Raw genomic sequence first — 22,208 nt, 5'->3', positions numbered from 1 at the left:
ACTGGATAAACAGTTGATCTCCGGGCTTCCATTTAAGATTACAGCCCTGATTAACCTTCAGTTCGCTGTTTTTTAGCATTAGTCTCGAACCTTTTATCGCTAAACTTGCTACACTCTGTTTTACTCAGAATGCCAGTGGACTTCTAGTTTGATTTAGTTAACTTTCTGTTCAGTATTGAATATACCAACGTCAGTCACTTTTGGAAACCAAGAATTTTAATTTATCAGAGTTACTAATCACACACATCAGTTTAACTCAATATATGAACATTTTTATCTTTACAAATCTTAAAAAAGAGTTAAATTGGCTTTTTCCTTTAAATTCATGGGATTTCAGCTTCAATTTAAGAGATAATTTTCTTGCACATAACATAAAATGTGATGTATGTATTCTGCCAAAAGTATATTGAGTGAATATTTTTTAATACAAAAACTTGTTTCTATCGATGTAGCACGTACCTCGGTAATGATGGATGATTAATATGGAGAAGTGTGTCTATTTATTCCAATACCCATGCAACAGTTATTTCCCGGAGAGGTATTCGCCAACACTGCTGATTTTGACATTGGTATTCGCCAACTGTTACCCAGATATGATGAGATGTTGGAGGTAATTACCCGTTGTCTACCTTCCACAAGTCGGCGTATTTTAGAATTAGGTTGCGGTACAGGTGAACTTAGTCTTAAGATACTCAACCACTATCCAGATGCCCAAGTAATTGCCCTAGATTATTCACCTCGAATGCTGCAATTTGCCCAAGATAAAATCACAGCAGCTGGACATCAAAAACGCTGGACTGGCATACAAGCAGATTTTGGTGAGTGGGCAAATAATCCAGAGAAATTAGATATTGGTAGTGAATTTGATGCCTGTGTCTCATCCTTGGCGATTCACCATCTCCAAGATGAGATGAAATTCAAGTTATTTGAGCGAATTGCTACTAGCCTGACTCAAGACGGCTGTTTTTGGAATGCAGACCCCACTTTACCAGAATCACCAGCCTTAGTAGAAGCTTACAAGGCGGCACGAGAGGAATGGTCAGTTCAACAGGGAACTAGTTTAACAGAGATTCGCGCCAAGCTTGGCGCTAGCAGCACCCAAGGTTACTCCAGTCAAGATCAGCTAGCTACTTTGGATGCTCATTTACAAATGTTGAGCAAAGTTGGATTTAAGATAGTTGCAGTGCCTTGGAAATATTATGGACTGGCGGTGTTTGGTGGCTGGCTGTGAAAATGTGAGGTTTTGGATGCTTGAATTTGGCTCCTATGGGTATTTATAGCATTAAGAGCTTGATAGTAACAAAACAGCAATAAATAACATGATCTTTCTTAAGAAGAACTAATATATAAACGCATTAGGTCTGTAAAGGAGGTGTTGCTAACTCACGCAAGGATTTTAGCTGAAACTTGCGGTATATAAGCTTGCCTTGTGTTTTTATGCAATATTTCCACATCAGAAGTACCCGTGAGGGTACTATCAATCCTCCGCAGACCTATCTGAAAATACAGAGTAGAAAATTTTATTCAAAAAAACCAGGGGCACGCGATTTGGATTCGTTTTTCTGCTCGTTTCAAAAGTGGAGTTAAAGCCACTGTTTGCCATCACCTAGTTTTAAAAGGAGAATATCTTGGATGGCTCGAAATAAAAAGAAATCAGCCGGGTTTAAGTATGAGCATCCACTTTACTCTAGATGCCCGATTTGTTGTATTATCCCGCCCCACATGTTGGAAAATGTCGTGGTAAATGGCAATCCCCAGCAACGGAGTTGGGCTTTTCATACATTAAATGTTTCAGCACAGCTTCGCGGACGGAGAGATGTTATAGGTACTGTCTCCTTTGCACCTTCTCCGGGTGAAAAGCGCCGCACCATCTACGATGCAAAAAATGGCCAGCAACTACCTGGCACATTGGTGCGAGGTGAAGGAGATCCACCAAGCAGCGACGTAGCAGTGAATGAAGCCTACGATGCTGCTGGTGCTACTTATGAATTGTTTTATGAGATATTCGATCGCAATTCCATTGACGACAAAGGACTACGTTTAGACTCCACCGTGCATTATGGCGTTAAGTATGACAACGCCTTTTGGAACGGCGACCAAATGGTTTATGGTGATGGCGACGGAGAAATGTTTCAGCGTTTCACAAAGTCAATTGATGTGATTGGACATGAGTTAGCTCATGGGATAACTCAGTATGAAGCGGGTTTACAGTATTATGGAGAACCAGGGGCACTCAATGAATCGTTTTCTGATGTCTTTGGTTGTCTGGTGAAACAAAAGACTAAAAATCAGACTGCACAAGAAGCAGATTGGATAATTGGCGAAGGTCTTTTAGTACCAACTGTCAAAGGTGTTGGCATCCGTTCCATGAAAGCACCGGGAACAGCATACAATGACCCAGTACTGGGTAAAGATCCCCAACCAGGTCACATGAAAGATAAATATACTGGTGCTGAAGATAATGCTGGGGTGCATATCAACTCAGGAATCCCTAACCATGCCTTTTATCTAGCCGCTGTTGAGATTGGTGGCTATGCTTGGGAGAAAGCTGGTAAAATCTGGTACATAGCTTTGCGCGATCGCTTGCGTGCCAAAGCAGATTTTAAAAAAGCTGCCAACGTCACCATTCAAGTTGCTGGCGAACTCTACGGTAATGACAGTGATGAGCAAAAAGCTGTACAGAACGCTTGGCAAAAGGTAGGAGTTATCTAGGGGTTAGGAGTGTTGAGTGAGGAATAAATGGTCAATACCTTCCACTCCCTCACTCAACACTCACGACTGATATAATCTGTTGTTTGTTGTTGCTAAAGTGGGAGGTGATAACTATCATCTCCCAGTATTTGTATTTATCCCAACCAAATAACACAACGGAGAGCAAAAAAATGCGAGTATCATTTGAACGCACAGGTGGCTTTGCCGGAATTAGCAAAAAGACAACCGTTGATACAGATACTCTCCCACCACATGAAGCAGCGACACTTCCCCGACTGGTGGAAGTTGCAGATTTATTTAGACTACCTGAACTGATTACCTCGCCAAATCCCCAGAGCGATCGCTTTCAGTATAAGTTAACAGTGGAAGATAACGGTAAGCAGCATACGGTGACTGTCAGTGAGTCAGCATTACCAGGAACCTTAAGACCACTGATTGAATGGCTACAAACCTTAGCACAAAAAAGGTAATTTGCTGAATTAACAAATAAAATAAAATGCCTAATGAGAAGCATATAAACCAATACAGTTCAGATAAGACCAAAACACTTGTAGAGACGGCGATTTATCGCGTCTCAAAAACTCGAAAACCCATAGTTTTGTACAATTAGCCCTTAGAGTATGTTTGAAAAGTCCTCTTCTCGGTATCAAAAGTTTTAGATCCCCCTAAATCCCCCTTAAAAAGGGGGACTTTAATTCCGGTTCCCCCCTTTTTAAGGGGGGTTAGGGGGGATCAACAAGTGCCTAAAATCACAGACAATTACTTTTCAAACATCCTCTTAACCCAAGCGTATTGGCATATAAACAGGAGAATGTGAAGTCGTGGGCGAAGAGAATATAAATTTTAATTTCGCAGAAGAAAACCAAACTGATGATTTTTTGCACGTAGCATCTGTAAAAGAGGATTGGGGTGGAGACGGAAGAGGGCGCATGAACTTATCAGGAAGGCGCACAGCAATCTCCAAACACGTACCTCGCGAATACCAGTTTTTTGACACCAATACTGTGCCAGAAGAACAACAGTGGCGAGTCAGTGGAATGCCAGAGGGTGTAGTCCCTGGAAGCCGCCGAACACTAACATGCCATGACTCTGGTGCATCCACTTCAAAAGTAGTTTTACCGCCTCAGTTTGAAGCACCTTCTGGCTTCTTTACTGCCGATTTAGAGATTTTTATACTCAGGGGCGCCATTCAATTAGGTGAATGGCAATTAAACAAGCATGGCTACTCCTTTATCCCCGCAGGAGTGAAAATAGGCCCTTGGAAAGTTCTAGGTAATGAAGAAGTTGAAATCCTCTGGATGGAGAACGGCCCTGTTCCATTGAAATATAAAAATGCAACAAATGATCATCCAGATGCTAGACTATGTGACTTCATCCCTGCGTTGAATAGTAAATTGCTACCGTGGAGCAAGACAGATACAGTTCAATTTGAAGTATCTAAAAAAAAGTATTTAAGAAAAGATAGTAACGGCGGTGGAGTATGGTTGCTTGGTATCTTGCCGCATTATGATGGCAGTTATCCAATGATTCAATCTTATAATGAAGAAGCATATTGCTTGGCTGGATACTGTGATATAGGAGATTTTCGATTTGTAAAGGATTGGTTTGGCTATGTTCCTAGTTTTACCACTACCCCTTGGCATAGAACAGATGATGGTTGCTTATTCTTTATCCGCGTTGATAGGGATTTATCACAAGTTGCAACAGTATTATCATATCCACACTAATAAACACATAGTTTGTAAACAGCAAGGTTTCTATGTGGCCATTCTAGAAGGTCTTTTTAAATAACGTCCAATAGGTGAACCTAGAACTTTTCCATTGTTGTAAATCAAGTTTCCGCGCAAAAACGTACTCTTCACCCTTCCACTTAATTCCACTCCTTCAAAAGGTGTAAAACCTTGTTGTGATTCTGACTCAGCCGCACGTACCACAAAGCTTTCATTTGGGTCTACCAGCACCAAATCAGCATCATAGCCAATGGCAATATCACCTTTTTCTAACAAACCAAAGCGTCGGGATGGGTTCCAAGATAGCAATTTAGCCATCTGGTTGTAAGACATTCCCCGCTTACTACCTTCACTAAATACACCAGAAAGTAAATATTCTGTACCGCCAAAACCAGACTTTGCTAACCAAATATTATTCGGGTCTTTAGCACTTCTTTTTTGTTCAGCAGAACAGCAAGCATGGTCGCTAACTATCCAATCTACTTGATTGTTGAGTACTGCTTGCCATAAATATTCCACATCGGCACGGGGACGAATAGGAGGGTTGACTTTTGCCCAAATTCTATTAGGACTATCGACATCTAATAACAAATGTCCAACAGTAACTTCTCGCCGAAAATTGATATGAGGAAAAGCAGTTTGCATAGTTAAAGCTGCTTCCATTGCTTTACGCGAACTTAGATGCAACAAATTGATATTTGCACAGTTAGTCTCGTTTGCTAAATAAGCAGCAATGCAAATTGCTAAACCTTCGGAATGAGGAGGACGTGCTGCACTGTAAGCGTGTAATCCGCTCAGACTAGAATCGTTTTCAACTATTTTGGTATAAGCATTGAGAATTTCTGCAACTTCGCAGTGCAAACTCAAGCTTATAGTATCTCGCGCTTCGGGATGTTTTTCCATCAAGCGAGTTAGACCGCGCATAATAAATTCAAAATGGGCGAAATCATACCGTTCCTCTTTATTAATCATTAAAAAGAGGTTTTGCTGGTCTGACAAACCATGTAATCCATAGCCGCCATAAAACATGAAGATTTTAAACGAAGATACACCGTGTTCTTCAAACAATAAAGGTATTTCGTCGATATGCTGGCTAGCTATAGGTGCGATGTGATAGCTGTAATCTACAAAAAAATTACCTGCGGATAAAGCCAACACTTCTGGAAAAAAATCGCGGTAGGAGCCGCCTTTGTTAAGGTAATACTGCCCTGTACGGATATAATTTAAGCTGGTAGTCACGCCTCCCATTGCGGCTGCTTTGGTTTCAGTTACAGCATCTTTGTCGAGAGATTGATAGATACCGATGTGCATGTGGGCATCTACGACTCCAGGAAAGCCCAGTAAATTTTTGCCATCAAATACCTCTTTGCCTGTGTCTGGGCTAATATTAGGGGCAATCTGAGCAAATTTTCCATCCTTAATTCCTAAATCAAGTAGTTCGATTGCATCCTGATGGGGACGAACTACCCGCACATTTTTGATAATTTGATCTAATACGGGAGTTTCAGACACAGTAGACCTCACACTAAAATGAGTTTAGTTAGAAATTCCAACATCGAATCGAGACGAAGACCAAATCCCATCATTATATAACGGTTTTTTATGAAATCACCTTCAGGAGAAAAGACAATGGAAAGTTTTAATGAGTATCATATAGACCCAAAAGAATTTACTTTTCTTAAAAATTTTGAAGATAACTGGCAAGTCATTAGAGATGAGTTTACATGCTTTATTAAGGATGCATCTGATGACGAGTTAAAATTAACTTATGATATTTTGGGGCCGAAAAGTCAAACGATTAAAACCAAAGGTGATGCAAAATATAGTGCTTTTGGGATTTTATTTCAAGGTATGTTTATTGAACAATATATTAAAGCGTATCAAATACAATATCCTGATTATGGGTCAGATGATGCATCACAAAAAGCACTTGCATTAAGAGAGAAATATTTCCCAAATTTAGCTCAGGTGATAGAAAAAGTTAACTTTGGTAATGATGAGATAATTAGAAACGTGTATTATGGTACATTCCATCCAGGCTTAGATATCAAGCTGCATGTGAACTATAATCCTCACATGAATCGTGGCTATCTAGGATTAATCGTGCCAGAGGGAGATGTGGCTATGAAAATATGCCATGAACAGCTTTATTGGCATGAGGGAAAATTTCTGGTTTTAGATCACAGCTATCCACACTGTCCTCATAATTACACTAATTATGATCGAACTGTCTTGGTTGTAGACTTTTTTAAACCGGATAAACCTAGAGAGGAAGTCATTCGATTTGAGAAAGAACAAATCAGACAACGGATGCAAGATAATCCTTACAGTTTAGGTGTTTTTGGTAAAAGCGATAAAGCTAAAAAAGAAGATTTTATCAAGTATGGTTTAGCTCATCAGTTAGAGTGGGATAAAGCTTTATAGTAAAAATTTAGCACCCAAAAGTCAGAAGTCAGAATTTAACAGGAGTACAGCATGATTAGTACCTTTATGTATCAAATCTTCTCCCATATTTTTAACTACTCTTAATTCTGACTCCTGAATTCTTACGCTTTATAAGTATTAGTAATGCACCTTAGATTGTTGATGGTGCGTTAGCTGAAAGCATAACGCATACTCCATTTATATTTGTTATATAAGACTGGTAAATGAACTCAAAAACTTACAGAAAATTAAGAGCAAAGCAACTTAATCAAGATTTTAAATCTGCCGTTGAAGTTGTCGAAATTCCTCTTTCCCAACCTGCGGCTAGTGAACTTGTAATTCAAAACAAATTTGCTGGCGTTAACGGTGGCTTTGACACCTTACTTTGTCATGGTGATGTTCCCTATATTAACTTAATTCCTCCCTTCGATTTAGGTGTGGAAGCTGTAGGGACAGTTATCGCGATGGGTGAAAATGTCAAAGATTTCCAAATAGGTGATGCTGTAGTAACGACTTGGCGGGGTGGCGGCTATCGAGAATATCAGGTTATCGATGCAAACTTAGCAGTGAAGGTGCGGGAAGCAACACCAGAATTGCTAACACTAATGCCTACAGGTGTATCAGCTTTGGTGGCATTGGAACAAGTAGGGGAAATGAAAAGTAATGAAGTGGTTTTAGTGACAGCAGCAGCAGGAGGAACTGGTCATATTGCGGTGCAATTGGCAAAGCTAGCTGGTAATCATGTCATTGGTACTTGTAGCTCTGAGGCGAAGGCAAAGTTACTAAGAGAACTAGGGTGCGATCGCATTATCAACTATCGTACAGAAAATCTCAATCAAGTCCTCAAGCAAGAATACCCTAATGGGATTAATTTAATTTTTGACTGTGTAGGTAAAAGTGTATTTGATACCTGCGTTGAAAACTTGGCGGTGCGGGGACGATTAGTAGTGGTGGGTTTCATCTCCGAATACGTAAATAGTGCAGAACAAATTACACAGCCACGCCTTTATCACCAGTTATTTTGGAAAGCAGCTTCCGTGAGAGGCTTTCTCATGTCACATTATAAAGAATATATGACAGAGGCACGCGATCGCCTTTTAAACCTTTTCTACACAGAAAAACTCAAAGTTGCCGTTGACCCAACCCAGTTTCAAGGCATAGAATCAATACCCGACGCTGTACAATATCTCCTCAGTGGTCAGAATTGTGGCAAAGTGGTGGTGAGGTTTTAAGTAATACGGTATTAATTTATATCCAGTCAGGGGTGAGAATGACACAAGATTCAGAAAATACTTTAAAAGTTGCTCGACAGGCATTTGAGCATCTTACGCATGGGATGGCGACAGGAGAGTGGGAAGCATTGTTAGATATGCTTACAGAAGATTTTACCCTTTGGTTTCCAATGGGTAAATTCCACGGTTCAAATGTCGGAAAAGAGCGAGCTAGAGAATTTTTCGAGTACGTTTTTGAATCCTTCAATCCTGGTTTGAACCTGACTGGTTTAGACCGTGTTACTAGTAGTGAAACGACGGCTGTCTTTGAGTTTCGAGATGAGGGACTTTTGTTTGGACAGCTTTATAAAAATCGGGTAGCAGTTTCCTTTGATGTCCGTGGAGACAAAATTTGTGGCTATAGGGAATACTTTGGCAGCGATGGTAAATCGTATTAAATAATTCGTAATTCGTAATTCGTAATTCGTAATTACAAATTGTAATTACAAATTATTTAATTTACTTTTTTTAATTTCTTTCAGGGTTGAGTTCGTTGATTTCTTTGCACTTAGCTTCTGCGGCTTGATATGCTGCTAAATAGTCTTGACCACCCAACATTATATCACCGTAATATTCATAAGGTGGATCACCATAGATTGGCAATGGTTCATCTTCTGGATAATCTTCTTTGGATTCTTCAATGATGGCTTTCAGTTTTTTAACGGTCAGCCTTTGTGCTGCAAAATACCAGAGTTCTTCGGGTTTTTTGTTCAGGTGCGGTAATGTGGGATCGATAATGCGGACATCGGAGGCGTCGCCTACCTCAATCCAACTGTGTTCAATCGGTCTATATGGCTTCCCAGCAAAAGCTAAAAATCCCTGAATGTATCTTGCTCCCTCAGTGGATAATGCTGCTTTGTAAGCATTATCAAACGGAGTACTAGCTCTGCTGTTTATCTGTTCAGCAGTTTTGATTGACAGCGTTTCATCCAATAGTTTGTTCATCAATAGTAAGGATTAGAGCAGCCATAAAAATATATTACCACTGCTACTTACCATTTTGCTTGGGCATTGATTATTCACTTTGAACTAAAGACAAATGACAAACTCTAATTTGTGTTAATCACCATCTGTAAATTTATTAACAAGTCGCTTGAGGTGTAAGGCTTAGACAAAAGTGTTTTGACGTTATTACCGAGGATTTTAATCATTTCATGATTAGAGGCTAATCCACTAACACCAATAATTTTGATGTCGGGATTAATTTTTTTCAACACATTGATAGTTGTTGGCCCATCCATAGATGGCATCATCATATCAATTAACACTACACTAATTTGTTGTTGATGTTTTGTATAGAGTGCGATCGCATCAATACCATCACTAGCCAGCAAAACTTTATAGGCATTTTTTTCTAACCAGGTTTGAGTAACCTCTCGAATTGAATCTTCATCATCAACAACAAGAATCAATTCTCCATGACCTGCGGGTAATTCCTGATCTCCAGCTAATTTCTTATCTGCATCGATTGTCTGGGTCACGGGTAAGCAAACTTGAAACTCTGTACCCTTGCCCACTTCAGTAACTACATTCACAAAACCATTGTGGCTTTTGATAATACCAACAACTGTTGAAAGACCAAGCCCTGTGCCTTTACCCAGTTCCTTGGTTGTGAAAAATGGCTCAAAAATTCTATCTACTATTTCTCTGTTAATTCCTGTACCTGTATCACAGACGCTAATCATTACGTAAGAACCTACCTTAGCATCAATATTCATTCGGGCATAGTTGCTATCAACCCAGAAATTCTTTGCAGAAATCTCTAGAATTCCGCCATAAGGCATAGCATCACGAGCATTAATACAGAGGTTCATCAGCACTTGGTGTAATTGAGTAGCATCACCAAAGATATTCCACAGGTTTTGCCCAGGAACATCAATGCGGATTTCAATAGCTCTGGAAAATGTTTGCTTAACAATATTTTCAATTTCTGAAATTAAATACCGCACATGTAAGGTTTTAAAGTTACCTACAGAACCGCGTGAAAACCACAGCACTTGTTTAACTAAATCTGCCGCACGTTTAACATTTGTTTCCATAATTGTCAGCCATTGCTGACTTTTTTCGTCAGGAAGTTTTGCTTCTAAAAGTTGTACTGTCATCATCATTGGTGTCAGTGCATTATTGAGATCGTGGGCGATACCGCTTGCCAGAGTGCCAAGACTTTCCATTCGCTGGGCCCGGAGAAACTGTGCTTCGAGTTGCTTTTTTTCTGTAATGTCGGAGTTGACAATCAGGATAGATTTAGCTTGTCCCTCATCATCATTTACTAGTGTCCAGCGGCTAGCAACGATCATTTCTTTGCCTTCTTTGGTGACTTGATGTAACTCACCTTGCCAGGAACCACTCTCAGCTAAAGTTTCCTGGATCTTTTTCAGTTGGCAAAAACTTTGCTTTCGATATAAAAGCTGATTGGCATTTTTGCCTAGTGCTTCTTCTAGCATCCAACCGTAGAGATGTTCAGCCCCTTTATTCCAAAATTCAATTTGGTTACCTAAATTTTGAACGATAATCGCGTCTGTGGTGATATCGAGCAAAGCAGCTTGTTCACGGATTTTCTGTTCTGCATTTTTGCGATCGCGTAGCGCAACTTGCTGTTCGGTAATATCAATTATAAAGCCCGCCATCCGAGCAACTTTGCCTGTAGAGTCTAAAAATATATACCCGTTATTCTCAACTGTGATATAAGTGCCATCTTTGCGACAGATGCGAAATTCAAGGTGGAAACGCTCTTTTGTGGATAAAACGCGGTTAATCTCTTTGTTAAAGAAGTTTCTATCATCAGGATGAATTAGCTGTAGCCAATGCTTTAAACCTCCTAACATCTCAGGCATAGAGTAACCTAATATTCGCTCTACATTGCCACCATATATAATATCGTTGGTATGCAAATGCCAGTCATAGATAATCTGACCACTCGCTTGAATTATTGCTTGATAGCGATTGTTCCACTCGTCTAATGCATCTGAATGACATCGCAGTTTTTCCTCTGCCTGCTGGCGCTCAAAGATTTCCATCTCTAAACGCTTATTTTGCTCTGTGAGTTTTTTTGTGAGGTTTCGTAAACGTAAATGGGTATTTACTCTAGCTAAAACTTCTTCATGTTCTAAAGGTTTAGTGATGTAATCTACTGCGCCAAGATTCAAACCTTTGACTTTATCCACCTTGTCATTCATGGCAGTTATGAATATTACAGGAATATCTTGAGTGGCTGGATTCTTTTTCAAAAGTCTGCAAGTCTCAAAACCATCAATTCCTGGCATTAATACATCTAATAAAATTAGATCAGGTAAGGCATGTTCTGCTGTACTAAGTGCATTTTTCCCATCTTCAGCTACTAAAACTTTAAAGCCGTAATACTCTAAAAAATCGAATAATATTTCTAGATTAATAGGAGTATCATCAATTATTAAAATAACAGGTTTTTCATTTTTATTAAAATTCATACTTGCCTCTGATTAAATTTATTTAAAATTTTATCAAATTTGTTTGTCTTTAAAATCTTTTGCAAGATGAGAAAATTGGGTGGTAATCGGTACTTGATCACCTACTTGTTGGAATGGTAAAAAAATTACTAATTAGACTATATCCTGGCTGATTTGGCATATCACATCTTCTGCTAAATTTTTTAGATATGCACGAATTTTGGACTTGAAAGCAAAAAGATTTAATTAAAAGTAAACTATTTCCAGAAAACAGGAATTTGATTTGATTCCTGAATCACTCGTAGATATAGGGAATAGGGGATAGGGAATAAAGGTGTACTGAGTTTTGTTCTGGGTTAGAACTCTCAAGTTGAGAATTCAATGTCGGCGATGCCTGTGGTTTTTACTAACCTACGCTACTTGCAATTTTAGCTTACCGATTCACCTATCGCCGATCAATCAAAATCTTCTGAATATAATAATTACCGATTTTGACAAATACTTAACTTATTATGAGAGTAAACGCTGCGATCGCACTTTTATTCTCTTCCCAAAAGCAAATAAATATGTGGCAAAAGTAGGGGCGCACAGCTAGCTGTACGCCCTTACTAAGTAAACAAAAATAGCTCAAACTATGTTAAGCAATGTAAATAAATTTAATTCTATTGGTTTGTAGTAAGTGGCTCCAGCCTCTACTACAAACCTGAGCAAATCAGAGGGCGGTTTAAGACCACCAAATTTTGAATTTGGGGCTGCTTATTCAGGAGTGATCTGAATCCCCAATCGAGGTAAAACCTTCTGTCTCCTTCAACCGAACCGTCTTAGGACGACAGGGGCTTCCCCAACAAACTTGCCCAGAAGGCATATTAGTAAAAACACTACTACGAGCGCCAATTACAGCATTAGCCCCGATTTGTACTCCTGGCCCAACGAAACAATCTGCCGCTACCCATGCACCATTGTCAATAGTAATACTCGCTGTTTTCAACCCAAAAGCAGGGTCTTGGATATCATGACTACCAGTACACAGGTAACTTTTTTGGGAAATTACGCAGTGTTCACCAATATGAATTTGATCGAGGCTGTATAAAACTACGTTATCTCCAACCCAACTGTAGTTACCAATAGTGACTTTCCAAGGATAGGTGAAGCGGGCGGTGGGTCGAATTAATACGCCTTTGCCGATACGAGCGCCAAATAATCGTAGCAAAGCACAACGCAGAATATTTAACGGTTGAGGAGTGAGGGGAAAGGCGATCGCTTGTACAAACCACCATAATAATACATACCAACTTGGACGCCCCCGATCAAACCAAGATTGGTCATATTTACGTAAATCTACGAAAGGTTGGTCATTTGTCATTTGTCATTGGTCATTTGTCATTTGTCATTGGTCATTTGTCATTTGTCATTGGTCATTTGTCATAAGTTAGGAGTCAATGGTCAATAGCTTTCCTTCTGCTCCCCTGCTCCCCTGCTCCCCTGCTTCCTCCTTCGGGGTAGTTGCAGTATTTAAGTGACCACCACAGTTGCGTAATTCGTAAAGTTTAACGCCAATTTGATATTCATATTGACTCAGCAAGCGTGCATAGATATATCCTGCTTTGCCATCCAAAAAACCACGTTGAATTATATAAAATAAAACAAACCGCAAAAGGGGTTTAAATGGCAGGTGTACCCACACTTTTTTCAAAAAGCGCTTGCGTTGTACGGCATCACCAAATAGATTTGCGCCGATAGTACCGCTATCATCTTTACCTGTGAGAATATTAAAATAAACACTGGCTTCCCAGTTGGAGTAACGGTTGTGCCGTTCTAACCAGTGGTAAAGGTCGCGGAAGTCTTCGTGAAGCATATCATTTTTGAGATACCCAACTTTCCCCTGCAAAATCACGTGTTCGTGAACTTCGTTATCACCAGTATTAGGAATATCTTCTGTATTTAGATTTTCGTAGCGACCTTTTTTATGCTGAAATAAACGTAGATTCCAATCGGGATATTTACCACCATAGCGAATCCATTTTCCTAAGAAAAATACACGGCGGTTCAGATAATAACCTGTATATTCATTGTTTTGAATTGCTTGGTCAATTTCTTCCCAAAGTTCGGGGGTGATGCGCTCATCGCAATCTACAATTAGTACCCATTCGTTGCGAAAAGGTAGATTATCTAAAGACCAATTTTTCTTTTTAGGCCAGCGTCCATTGAAGTTGAATTGCACGACATTTACACCGTGGCTTTTAGCAATTTCAATGCTGTTGTCGGTACTTTGAGAATCTACTACAAATATTTCATCTGCTCTGCTAAGGCTAGCAAGGCACGCAGGCAAATTTACTTGTTCATTTTTAGCTGGAATTAGTACTGAAACTGGTATTTTAGATGACATACGTGTATAAATTATGTTATTGGTTATTTCTTATTTGATGTAGATAAAAGACCTTGAATAGCAGCATTTAAGTAACCAATCTGACCGTAAGCATAAACAAGTTTGTCAAACCGTTCTGCGGGATCAGAGAAATATTGCAATGCCTTATACAAGCCGCGTACAAACCGTTCGCTACCTCGCTGCAATTGAGCGATCCCAGCTTTACCAGCGAGTTGTTCTCGATAACATTCACTGATACCTTGCCACCAGCCTCGGTTTAAAAACCAGGAGCGTTGGAGGCGCTCTGGGGCTACATTGTGAGCGACTAGTGCTTCGGGAAGATAAGCGACTTGCCAACCACGCTGTAGGGCAAATTCGGTCATTTGCAGTTCTTCATTTGATAATAGATTTTTCCCCACTCGACCGAGATGTGGATCAAAACCGCCAATTTCTTCTAAGAAACTGCGGCGGATGGAGTAATTTAAGCCTCTGGGTGTTGAGCCAGGTTGCTCAATGTAGATGTTACTGTCACCCAAGTCGTATGCACCCAAATTTGCAGCTAGGCCTGGAGATAGCCACCGTGGTTGTTGAATTCCTGGGGGCCAGATGAGAGTAACTTTACCTCCTGCGATCGCAAGCTTAGAGTTATTGTAATAGGCAAAATATAAAACTTGTAGCCAGTGAGGGCAGGCAACAGCATCATCATCCAGATAAGCAAGAATATCACCACTGGCTACTTTTGCGCCCGTGTTGCGAGCGACAGATAAACCAATGGTGGGTTCAAAAACATATTTCAGGCGCGGATTGTGGGCCCTTTCTTCTACAACTTCACGAGTGCGATCGCTAGATCCATTATCAATTACCACAATTTCAAATTCAGCAGCAAAATCTTGCGCTAAAAGACTATCAATTGCAGCTCCTAAATAGGTATCTCGATTGTGGGTACAGATAATGGCAGAGATTTGGGTGTCTGGCATGGATTTAATTTTGGATTTGAGATTTGGGATTTTAGATTAAAATCTTAAATCCAACGCACAACTGCTGAGAGTTAATCTAAACCAAAAGTTACCGACCCACCAACCGAGTTTCTTCGGAAATAATCTTTAAAACTTCACGTTTGTTGAATATGACTGTGTAAAACTACAAGAGTTTGAGCTAGTTGACTCAGGCGGGTTTCTAAGGATTGCTTGCGCCCTAACAGTTGACGTAACTTTTGGTAACGAGCGATCGCCATACTAACATTGGGAACCTGATCTGCTGGACATGGACGCGACCAGACTTTACCAGTGTCGTCCACACCACAGAGACGGTAGCCAGTAATAGATGATTGATAAGATACTTTTCCACCACTGGCGCAAATTTCTTCTACGTAGTTCATCAGACGGTCAACTTCTGCATGGCGCAGTGTTGCGGTTCCTCCTGGTTCTGGTTCGGTGGGATTGGATTCTAACCAGCCATTGACAATTGGGCCTTCTAAGTAAATATCCTGAATTTGCTTCAAAATATTTTGCAATTCTGTTTGCCAACTGGCGACAGTTTCCTGAATTTCTTGCAATAGATTCATCGCCAATCCTGGATTAGCACCGTGGCGATGATTACTAAAGGTCGGAGTTTTCAACTTGGGTAGGCTGGGTGTTTTGCCACCATTATCTTCTGCTTGAAAGGTCTGCACAGAGTCGTGGTGAGGAAAGAAATTTTGCTCGTGAGAATAATCACTTTCAGTATCTACACCCAAGTCAACTGTTTGTTCTTGTGTATTTAGTTCCCCATTCTGAGATGATGGAGTTTGTTTATTTTCTGTGGGTTCGTTGGCTCCGACGCTGATTCTAAAAGAGAAAGGCCGTTTTGTCGTCGAATCACCTGTTTCAGCGGCAGAGGCAGTGCCGCGATTGCCTAAATCGTGTAGAGTTGCTTCAATGCGTTTTAAGCCTGCGTTCATAAAAACATCCTAAAGTTTGCTGTCCCCAGTAGTATTGAATAATTCAGAATGGGGTTGTTGGGATTTTCGGCTTTTGCCAATTGTGGCATCAATGATGCTGGTGCTAATTTTATCCCTTAAAAGTTATTTGAAACCAAAAATCTCACCGATGAAAGAAAAAACTTTAGTGATAAATTGCAACCCTAGCATATTGTTAAAATACTCAGGAAACCATTTTGGGTAAAATCATCTTAGTAACAGGGCCAGCACGATCTGGTAAAAGTGAATGGGCGGAAACTCTGGCCATGCAGTCAGGAAAAGCAGTTGTTTACGTAGCAACAGCCACCGATAACCCAGATGATCAAGAGTGGCATCAACGCATTCTAGATCACCAACAACGTCGTCCCGAAGACTGGGAAACTTTATCTGTACCCGTGGAGTTGTCTGCTACCTTGGCTGATGCGAAACCCTATACCTGCCTTTTAGTTGATTCTTTAGGAACTTGGGTTGCTAATCTCCTGGAACAGGACGAATCTGGCTGGGAAAACATTCTTGCAGAGTTGTTAGAGACGGTGGATTTGGTTGCTGCTGATATAGTGTTTGTAGCAGAAGAGGTGGGTTGGGGTGTGATACCAGCTTATCCCCTTGGAAGGATGTTCCGCGATCGCCTAGGTTCTTTAGTGCGCCAGATAAGTGTACTCAGCGAAACTGTTTATTTAGTTACTGGTGGTCATGTTCTTAATCTCAGCGTCCTTGGTTCGCCATTGCCAAATAGAGAGGATGCTGGAACATTCAGGAGTCAAGATTCTTAACTCTTGATCCAAATTAATCCAAAATCTAAAATCTAAAATCTAAAATTGTAATATGGCAACCAAACAAGAAGTTAGAGGATACCTTGCCTACTGGTTTCAGTTGGGTAAGAAAGTGATTATGGGCAACGGTAAGGCAAGCCTTTTGCCTCAATCGGTGCTAAATGGCGATCGCTATAGTGAAGAATTTGAAGAGTGCTGGCAGAAAATTATCTCACCGGAATCGGGTGACTGTTACCTAGAGGGTACACATGAAACCATTGCTGAACTGTTGACACCAGCATGGGATATGCTGCCTTGTGGTCGTTGCAATATGCCAGTAGCTGCACGAAACGTCGGGATGCCGGCATTGTTATGCCCCTGTAATGATTTACCTAACTGGCCTAACATCGAATTGCCAGCACCGCGAGAGCCAATTAAGACTCAAGACCGACTCAAAACAATTCGCGATCGGCTTGTAGATAATATTGCATAAACAAACAACCAAGTTGTAAATCTGATAAGTTTTTTCTAATTATTTGATTATCTTAATTTTTCCTGTACTGGCTTTTAGTTCCAGTACAGGATTTTTGTATGTCTCTGTCAGGGGCTATTGCATACAAAATACAAGATTTTAATTTTATAGCAATCCGATTTGATTTCTGAATCACTCGTAGAGGTAAGGGACTGGGGATTGGGGACTGGGGACTGGGGACTGGGAAGAAGGAATAAAGGTGTACTGAGTTTTATTCAAAAATCAAATAGTAATCCTATATATGTTTTCCCACAGATAATTGGGCAAAAGTTTATCAAACAGAATTCAACAACAATGTTTTCTGTAGGACTGGTGGATAGCGCAGCGTTAGCGAGTACTCAAGCATCTGAATAACCTGGTTTAATACCCCACCAAATCTACGATTTGGTGGTCTTCAATTCCTGCGCCGGTCTAAATCCCTAACTGATTAGATTCTGACTGCTGAATTCTTCTTCAATAACAGCTATTGCAATTTATCATCCTCAAGACAGAGGATAAAAACCTGTTTTTATCCATACGTATTTTTAGGACAGACTACTGGCTTAATTGTGCAACAACTTTTTATAAACATGGAAACTAAGTTTGCATAAAAAGCAAATGACTATTCTAATTGCTTACCTCTATTGTATTAACAAGCGACGAGTTGAGGCGCAAAAAGCGCAATCAACTAATAGCTAAAAACTCATCTAAATAAATTACGAGGTTTGTAATTATGTCTAACTTATTGTTTACCGAATTATCTAACGAGCAACAAGAAATTGTAGCTGGCGGTGTTGATTTTCAACTAGATGCAACTTTTTTCGCAGCGCGGGAAAATGTTCTCAATGGTGGTACTAGTTCTGATCCTAGTGGCAGTACTGCTGACTCAAATGGTAGGTCTACAGAGATTGCAACTGCTGGACTAGCTTTTTTAGCTTTGGGTGCTAATGACATTCCCGAAATTTCCAAAGGATACGGTCATTAAGTTGAGCAGCTAAAAAAGAGCAATCAACTAATACGTGAGTTTTATGAAATAAATTTAGTAACGAAGGAGTTAGATAGGATGACAAAATTAATCTTCTCAGCCTCCGTCACAAACTCACGTATCTAATACTCAATGTTCATCAACTCAAAATTACGAGGTTTGTAATTATGTCTAACGTATTGTTTACCGAATTATCCAACGAGCAACAAGAAATTGTAGCTGGCGGTGTTGATTTTCAACTAGATGCAACTTTTTTCGCAGCGCGGGAAAATGTTCTCAATGGTGGTACTAGTTCTGATCCTAGTGGCAGTACTGCTGACTCAAATGGTAGGTCTACAGAGATTGCAACTGCTGGACTAGCTTTTTTAGCTTTGGGTGCTAATGACATTCCCGAAATTTCCAAAGGATACGGTCATTAAGTTGAGCAGCTAAAAAACAGCAATCAATTAATACATGAGTTCGACAAAATTAATCTTCTAACTCTCTGCCACAAACTCATGTAGCTCTAAAGGTTCATTCAATAAAAACAAAAACTAGGAGTTTTACAGCTATGTCTCATGAATTGTTTACCGAATTATCCAACGAACAACAAGAAGTTGTAGCTGGTGGTGTTGATTTTCAACTAGATGTCAGTTTTTTCGCAGGACAGGAAAATATTCTCAATGGCGATAGTAGTTCTGATCCTCATGGCAGTACCGCTGATTCTAACGGTAAGTCTACAGAGATTAAGACTGGTGGACTAGCTTTATTAGCCTTAGGTGCTCATGACACTCCTGATATTTCCAAAGTATACAGCTATTAAGTTAGTAGCTAAAAACCGACAATCAATTAATGCATGAGTTCGATGAAAAGAGTTTCAAAACAAAGGACTTGGATAGAATGACAAAATCAATCTTTCAAGCCTTAGTCACGAACTCATGTAGTTAATACTAAACGTTCATCAAATCAAAAGTAGGAAGTTTGCAGCTATGTCTCACGAATTGTTTACAGATTTATCAAACGAGCAACAAGAAGTTGTAGCTGGTGGTGTCGATTTTCAAATAGATGCTACTTTTTACAACGCTAGTGAAAATATTCTAAATGGCAGTAGTTCTTCAGGGCCACATGGCAGCACTGCTAAATCTAATGGGAGTTCTAAAAATATTAAGACTGCTGGACTAGCTTTCTTAGCCTTAGATGCTAATCACATTCCTGACCTTTTAGACGACCACTAAAAATAATCCATAGAGGCGTTGTTTAAAACTTCAGCATTGGGAACATTAGCGGCACACTTAAAAACAACTTGGTACTAAAGATTCCACAGATGACCCATAATAAGACGATTATATGGGTCATCTTTTATTCCAAAGTAGTATCTGATATTTCGTTGTTGTAATTTTGTGGTTTTCAACATTGATTATTTTTGGGTGCTTACAACGTAACTACGTCAAAATATTTGATTATTTTGCTGTTCATACTGTTGCAAACTGTTTAGAATGCCAAAGTATAGAGCTAATACTATGTCTAACGATATCAAATACCAAAAATGTGAGTTATTTCTTGATTTATCTGAACAAGAGCAAGAAATTGTATCTGCCGGTAGTTTATTTTCTAATCCCGATTATTTTTTCTTACAAAGGACAAATATAGAAACTTTTGCCATTAATGAAAGCAATATTTCTGATGGTGATTCTAGTTTCTCTAGTAAGCAAGAAACTGGATATTCGCTTTCACAAACTACAATTGGATTTAGCGGGCAAGGCGGGAGAAGCTTAAGTTTTTGCGATAAATTGTTTCTGATGTTTTTATTATGGTGAAAATCATCAGTTAGCTTGTTTGATAGCAGATGAATTTCATAGTATTTAGGAATTAAAAAATATCGCAATAGATTGACAACATTTTAGGGTAGCAGTTGTCATTATGTAGGGCAATTTACCGATGAAATACCAGTTTGTTAAACAGCATAGTGAAGAAGACTGCGGAGCTGCTTGTCTTGCTGCTATTGCCAAATATTATGGACGTACTTTTACTCTCAGCCGCATTCGTGAAGCTGTAGGTACTGGGCAATTTGGAACTACTTTATTGGGGTTGAAGCGGGGAGCAGAAACACTTGGGTTTAATGCTCGTCCAGTGAAAACTTCCCCAGAACTTCTCAACCGAATGAATGAAGCGCCTCTACCGGCAATTATTCACTGGAAAGGGAATCATTGGGTTGTTTTATATGGTAAAAAAGGCAAAAAATGTTTAGTTGCAGATCCGGCTGTAGGGGTTCGCTATCTTTCTCAACAAGAGATAGCAGAAGGTTGGACAGATTGGTTGATACTTTTATTGGAACCTGATCCAATACGCTTTTTTGCCCAAAAGGATGAGAAAGTTGGCGGATTTTGGCGTTTCTTTAAGCGCGTTTGGATTTATCGCGCCATTTTAGCTCAAGTTTTGCCCCTGAACCTAATGTTGGGTTTGCTGTCTTTAGCTTCCCCTTTTCTGCTGCAAATTTTGACTGATGATGTGCTGGTTCGAGGTGATACAAAATTACTTACGACTGTAGCGATCGCAGTTGTGGTGATGAATGTTGTTTCGCGTAGTCTGTCGTTTGTACAGTCTAACTTGATTGCTCACTTTGCACAACGTCTGCAATTAGGGCTAGTTCTAGAATTTGGGCGGCAAATTCTGCGATTACCTCTTTCTTATTATGAAGCTCGTCGTAGTGGTGAAATTGTTAGCCGTCTGCGAGATATTGACCAAATTAATCAGTTAGTTGCTCATTTAATTATCAGTCTGCCCAGCCAATTTTTTATTGCATTGATTTCTTTTGGTTTCATGGCTTTTTATAGCTGGAAACTTACGGTAGTGGCCGTATTCATTGCTGTAGTGATGAGTATATCTACAGTAGTCTTTCAACCTACTTTGCGCCAAAAGACTCGTGAACTTTTAGTTCAAGAAGCTGAAACACAAGGGGTTTTAGTAGAAACATTTAAAGGTGCTCTTACTCTCAAAACCACCACATCCAGACCACAATTTTGGGACGAATTTCAAAGCCGATTTGCTCGTCTTGCTAATGTGACATTTAGCACGATTCAAATTGGCATTATCAATAATACTTTCTCTAGCTTTGTTGCTAGTATTGGTGGCGTTATTTTGCTTTGGTTCGGTGGTAATTTAGTGATTAACCCAGCAGAAAACCTGAGTATTGGGCAATTACTTGCTTTTAACTCAATGAATGGTAATTTTCTGGGCTTAATTGCAACTGTAATCAGTTTTGTTGAAGAATTTACTCGTGCAAAAACAGCTACACAACGCCTTACAGAAGTTATAGACGCTACTTCCGAAAATGAAGGTGATGAGATAAAGCCTTTTGCAGAAATTCCGGGAGATGCGGATATTGTTTGTACAAATATTAACTTTCACTATGCTGGTAGGCTTGATTTAATCGATGACTTTTCTTTAACTATCCCTGGTGGAAAAGTTGTTGCTATTATCGGTAAATCAGGTTGTGGTAAAAGTACTCTAGCTAAATTGATTGCTGGCTTATATCCGCTACAATCTGGCAATATTCGGATTGGACTTTATAACCTCCAAGACCTTTCTCTTGATTGTTTGCGTCAACAGGTAGTTCTTGTTCCCCAAGAGCCTCACTTCTGGAGTCGTTCTATTGTGGAAAACTTTCGCTTAGGCGCACCACAGGTTACCTTTGAGCAAATTGTGAGAGCTTGCCAAGTTGCGGAAGCTGATGAATTTATCAGTAAGTTACCTGACAAATATCAAACTGTTTTAGGTGAATTTGGTGCGAATATTTCTGGTGGTCAACGTCAAAGATTAGCAATAGCAAGAGCCATTGTGACAAATCCATCAGTTCTCATTTTGGATGAATCTACTGGTGGACTTGATCCAGTAAGCGAAGCAGAAGTTTTAGATAAATTGTTTAAGCATCGCTGGGGTAAAACTACGATTTTAATTACTCACCGTCCGAAGGTAGTGAATCGCGCTGATTGGATTGTATTGCTAGATCAAGGTAAGTTGAAAATTCAAGGTTCTTTGGAAGAGTTGCGAACCAAACCCGGAGATCATATAGACTTTTTAATTCCTTAAATATTTCC

The 22,208-nt window shown here is 39.7% G+C and carries 22 protein-coding genes; 15 read left to right on the top strand and 7 right to left on the bottom strand.

The features are described 5' to 3' along the window. Positions 1-514: 514 nt before the first annotated feature. From ACWATR_RS23145 to ACWATR_RS23130, 4 genes are all read left to right on the top strand, one after another. Complete coding sequence (locus ACWATR_RS23145; RefSeq protein WP_460337569.1) at positions 515-1,231, top strand: class I SAM-dependent methyltransferase; 717 nt, start codon at positions 515-517, stop codon at positions 1,229-1,231. A gap of 401 nt (positions 1,232-1,632) precedes the next feature. Further along, positions 1,633-2,712, top strand: a complete 1,080-nt coding sequence (locus ACWATR_RS23140) for a M4 family metallopeptidase (RefSeq protein ID WP_460337566.1) — start codon at positions 1,633-1,635, stop codon at positions 2,710-2,712. A 170-nt stretch (positions 2,713-2,882) separates the two neighbouring features. Further along, complete coding sequence (locus ACWATR_RS23135) at positions 2,883-3,182, top strand: protealysin inhibitor emfourin (RefSeq protein WP_460337563.1); 300 nt, start codon at positions 2,883-2,885, stop codon at positions 3,180-3,182. A 351-nt stretch (positions 3,183-3,533) separates the two neighbouring features. Then, positions 3,534-4,439, top strand: a complete 906-nt coding sequence (locus ACWATR_RS23130; protein ID WP_460337560.1) for a DUF4437 domain-containing protein — start codon at positions 3,534-3,536, stop codon at positions 4,437-4,439. 30 nt (positions 4,440-4,469) lie between these two features. Here the strand turns inward: ACWATR_RS23130 and ACWATR_RS23125 are convergent, their stop codons facing one another. Continuing rightward, positions 4,470-5,954 (bottom strand): amidohydrolase family protein, encoded by a 1,485-nt coding sequence (locus ACWATR_RS23125; protein WP_460337557.1) that lies wholly within the window; start codon positions 5,952-5,954, stop codon positions 4,470-4,472. Positions 5,955-6,071: 117 nt separating this feature from the next. Here ACWATR_RS23125 and ACWATR_RS23120 point away from each other — a divergent pair, with 117 nt between their 5' ends. The 3 genes from ACWATR_RS23120 to ACWATR_RS23110 all read left to right on the top strand — a co-directional run bounded on the left by ACWATR_RS23120 (position 6,072) and on the right by ACWATR_RS23110 (position 8,535). After that, positions 6,072-6,866, top strand: a complete 795-nt coding sequence (locus ACWATR_RS23120) for an aspartyl/asparaginyl beta-hydroxylase domain-containing protein (protein ID WP_460340616.1) — start codon at positions 6,072-6,074, stop codon at positions 6,864-6,866. 224 nt (positions 6,867-7,090) lie between these two features. Continuing rightward, positions 7,091-8,098 carry a zinc-binding dehydrogenase gene (locus tag ACWATR_RS23115; protein ID WP_460337553.1) on the top strand — a complete coding sequence of 336 codons (1,008 nt, stop codon included), beginning with the start codon at positions 7,091-7,093 and terminating at the stop codon, positions 8,096-8,098. A gap of 38 nt (positions 8,099-8,136) precedes the next feature. Then, the gene (locus ACWATR_RS23110) at positions 8,137-8,535 is read left to right on the top strand and encodes a nuclear transport factor 2 family protein (RefSeq protein ID WP_460337547.1); all 399 of its coding nucleotides are present in this window, start codon (positions 8,137-8,139) and stop codon (positions 8,533-8,535) included. A gap of 70 nt (positions 8,536-8,605) precedes the next feature. On the opposite strand, the gene ACWATR_RS23105 is transcribed toward ACWATR_RS23110, so the two are convergent. The 6 genes from ACWATR_RS23105 to ACWATR_RS23080 all read right to left on the bottom strand — a co-directional run bounded on the left by ACWATR_RS23105 (position 8,606) and on the right by ACWATR_RS23080 (position 15,866). Next, positions 8,606-9,082, bottom strand: coding sequence for a transglutaminase-like domain-containing protein (locus ACWATR_RS23105; RefSeq protein ID WP_460337544.1), 477 nt, complete (start codon positions 9,080-9,082; stop codon positions 8,606-8,608). Positions 9,083-9,186: 104 nt separating this feature from the next. Further along, on the bottom strand, positions 9,187-11,583 hold the full coding sequence (locus tag ACWATR_RS23100) for a hybrid sensor histidine kinase/response regulator (RefSeq protein WP_460337541.1): 2,397 nt from the start codon (positions 11,581-11,583) through the stop codon (positions 9,187-9,189). Positions 11,584-12,322: 739 nt separating this feature from the next. After that, the gene (gene hpsU / locus ACWATR_RS23095; protein ID WP_460337538.1) at positions 12,323-12,925 is read right to left on the bottom strand and encodes a hormogonium polysaccharide biosynthesis acetyltransferase HpsU; all 603 of its coding nucleotides are present in this window, start codon (positions 12,923-12,925) and stop codon (positions 12,323-12,325) included. A gap of 66 nt (positions 12,926-12,991) precedes the next feature. Next, positions 12,992-13,948, bottom strand: coding sequence for a glycosyltransferase family 2 protein (locus ACWATR_RS23090; RefSeq protein WP_181928850.1), 957 nt, complete (start codon positions 13,946-13,948; stop codon positions 12,992-12,994). A 23-nt stretch (positions 13,949-13,971) separates the two neighbouring features. Next, positions 13,972-14,904, bottom strand: coding sequence for a glycosyltransferase family 2 protein (locus ACWATR_RS23085; RefSeq protein ID WP_460337534.1), 933 nt, complete (start codon positions 14,902-14,904; stop codon positions 13,972-13,974). A gap of 134 nt (positions 14,905-15,038) precedes the next feature. After that, positions 15,039-15,866, bottom strand: coding sequence for a hypothetical protein (locus tag ACWATR_RS23080; RefSeq protein WP_460337531.1), 828 nt, complete (start codon positions 15,864-15,866; stop codon positions 15,039-15,041). Positions 15,867-16,081: 215 nt separating this feature from the next. Between ACWATR_RS23080 and cobU the strand changes: the two genes are divergently transcribed. The 8 genes from cobU (at position 16,082) to ACWATR_RS23040 (ending at position 22,200) form a co-directional block, all read left to right on the top strand. Beyond that, a complete protein-coding gene (gene cobU / locus ACWATR_RS23075; RefSeq protein WP_460337529.1) occupies positions 16,082-16,657 on the top strand; it encodes a bifunctional adenosylcobinamide kinase/adenosylcobinamide-phosphate guanylyltransferase in 576 nt (191 codons plus the stop codon). A 52-nt stretch (positions 16,658-16,709) separates the two neighbouring features. Beyond that, a complete protein-coding gene (locus ACWATR_RS23070; protein ID WP_460337526.1) occupies positions 16,710-17,129 on the top strand; it encodes a hypothetical protein in 420 nt (139 codons plus the stop codon). Between the two features lie 751 nt (positions 17,130-17,880). After that, positions 17,881-18,132 (top strand): CTB family bacteriocin, encoded by a 252-nt coding sequence (locus ACWATR_RS23065; RefSeq protein ID WP_460337523.1) that lies wholly within the window; start codon positions 17,881-17,883, stop codon positions 18,130-18,132. A gap of 167 nt (positions 18,133-18,299) precedes the next feature. Continuing rightward, positions 18,300-18,551 carry a CTB family bacteriocin gene (locus tag ACWATR_RS23060; RefSeq protein ID WP_084227372.1) on the top strand — a complete coding sequence of 84 codons (252 nt, stop codon included), beginning with the start codon at positions 18,300-18,302 and terminating at the stop codon, positions 18,549-18,551. A 131-nt stretch (positions 18,552-18,682) separates the two neighbouring features. Continuing rightward, complete coding sequence (locus ACWATR_RS23055) at positions 18,683-18,934, top strand: CTB family bacteriocin (protein WP_460337520.1); 252 nt, start codon at positions 18,683-18,685, stop codon at positions 18,932-18,934. Between the two features lie 166 nt (positions 18,935-19,100). Beyond that, positions 19,101-19,346: a CTB family bacteriocin gene (locus tag ACWATR_RS23050; protein WP_460337517.1), complete on the top strand. Its 246-nt coding sequence runs from the start codon at positions 19,101-19,103 to the stop codon at positions 19,344-19,346. Positions 19,347-19,631: 285 nt separating this feature from the next. Then, positions 19,632-19,928 carry a hypothetical protein gene (locus tag ACWATR_RS23045; RefSeq protein WP_460337515.1) on the top strand — a complete coding sequence of 99 codons (297 nt, stop codon included), beginning with the start codon at positions 19,632-19,634 and terminating at the stop codon, positions 19,926-19,928. Positions 19,929-20,049: 121 nt separating this feature from the next. Further along, positions 20,050-22,200, top strand: a complete 2,151-nt coding sequence (locus tag ACWATR_RS23040) for a peptidase domain-containing ABC transporter (protein ID WP_435021513.1) — start codon at positions 20,050-20,052, stop codon at positions 22,198-22,200. Positions 22,201-22,208 lie beyond the last annotated feature (8 nt).

It is taken from the genome of Nostoc sp. UIC 10890 (genome assembly GCF_054786515.1).
Note: the sequence above shows the minus strand (reverse complement) of the source record. Positions and strands in the feature narration are given on the sequence as shown.

Bases quoted from the DNA above. Each gene is read 5' to 3' on its own strand.
- ACWATR_RS23045 (WP_460337515.1), top strand. From the start codon at position 19,632: ATGTCTAACGATATCAAATACCAAAAATGTGAGTTATTTCTTGATTTA.
- hpsU (WP_460337538.1), bottom strand. From the start codon at position 12,925: ATGACAAATGACCAACCTTTCGTAGATTTACGTAAATATGACCAATCT.
- ACWATR_RS23090 (WP_181928850.1), bottom strand. From the start codon at position 13,948: ATGTCATCTAAAATACCAGTTTCAGTACTAATTCCAGCTAAAAATGAA.
- ACWATR_RS23145 (WP_460337569.1), top strand. From the start codon at position 515: ATGCAACAGTTATTTCCCGGAGAGGTATTCGCCAACACTGCTGATTTT.
- ACWATR_RS23040 (WP_435021513.1), top strand. From the start codon at position 20,050: ATGAAATACCAGTTTGTTAAACAGCATAGTGAAGAAGACTGCGGAGCT.
- ACWATR_RS23120 (WP_460340616.1), top strand. From the start codon at position 6,072: ATGGAAAGTTTTAATGAGTATCATATAGACCCAAAAGAATTTACTTTT.
- ACWATR_RS23050 (WP_460337517.1), top strand. From the start codon at position 19,101: ATGTCTCACGAATTGTTTACAGATTTATCAAACGAGCAACAAGAAGTT.
- ACWATR_RS23065 (WP_460337523.1), top strand. From the start codon at position 17,881: ATGTCTAACTTATTGTTTACCGAATTATCTAACGAGCAACAAGAAATT.
- ACWATR_RS23085 (WP_460337534.1), bottom strand. From the start codon at position 14,904: ATGCCAGACACCCAAATCTCTGCCATTATCTGTACCCACAATCGAGAT.
- ACWATR_RS23060 (WP_084227372.1), top strand. From the start codon at position 18,300: ATGTCTAACGTATTGTTTACCGAATTATCCAACGAGCAACAAGAAATT.
- ACWATR_RS23100 (WP_460337541.1), bottom strand. From the start codon at position 11,583: ATGAATTTTAATAAAAATGAAAAACCTGTTATTTTAATAATTGATGAT.
- ACWATR_RS23110 (WP_460337547.1), top strand. From the start codon at position 8,137: ATGACACAAGATTCAGAAAATACTTTAAAAGTTGCTCGACAGGCATTT.
- ACWATR_RS23070 (WP_460337526.1), top strand. From the start codon at position 16,710: ATGGCAACCAAACAAGAAGTTAGAGGATACCTTGCCTACTGGTTTCAG.
- ACWATR_RS23105 (WP_460337544.1), bottom strand. From the start codon at position 9,082: ATGAACAAACTATTGGATGAAACGCTGTCAATCAAAACTGCTGAACAG.
- ACWATR_RS23055 (WP_460337520.1), top strand. From the start codon at position 18,683: ATGTCTCATGAATTGTTTACCGAATTATCCAACGAACAACAAGAAGTT.
- ACWATR_RS23140 (WP_460337566.1), top strand. From the start codon at position 1,633: ATGGCTCGAAATAAAAAGAAATCAGCCGGGTTTAAGTATGAGCATCCA.
- ACWATR_RS23115 (WP_460337553.1), top strand. From the start codon at position 7,091: ATGAACTCAAAAACTTACAGAAAATTAAGAGCAAAGCAACTTAATCAA.
- ACWATR_RS23080 (WP_460337531.1), bottom strand. From the start codon at position 15,866: ATGAACGCAGGCTTAAAACGCATTGAAGCAACTCTACACGATTTAGGC.
- ACWATR_RS23135 (WP_460337563.1), top strand. From the start codon at position 2,883: ATGCGAGTATCATTTGAACGCACAGGTGGCTTTGCCGGAATTAGCAAA.